1 rRNA gene is annotated in these 255 nt (G+C 51.8%); it reads left to right on the top strand.

Annotated elements, in window-relative coordinates:
• Positions 1–169: 169 nt before the first annotated feature.
• Positions 170–255 (top strand): 5S ribosomal RNA (rrf, locus tag RGM2987_RS00020); the annotation flags it as partial.

The raw sequence follows: 255 nt of genomic DNA, 5'->3' as shown, positions 1-255 counted from the left end.
AGGCTTGACCATATAACACCCAAGCAATCTGTCGACTCGAAAGAGGCCAGATTGCGGTGTGTGAAGACGAGATGAACCGAAAGTTCGGCGAGCTCAAAAGCAGCACACAAACTATCGCATACCCATTTGCTGGAACGTGACCGCAAGGCACGCGCTGGCTACCGAATTTCTTGACGACCATAGAGCATTGGAACCACCTGATCCCATCCCGAACTCAGAAGTGAAACGATGCATCGCCGATGGTAGTGTGGGGTT

Source organism: Pseudomonas sp. RGM2987, from assembly GCF_022952855.1.
Taxonomy (GTDB): domain Bacteria; phylum Pseudomonadota; class Gammaproteobacteria; order Pseudomonadales; family Pseudomonadaceae; genus Aquipseudomonas.
Note: the sequence above shows the minus strand (reverse complement) of the source record. Positions and strands in the feature narration are given on the sequence as shown.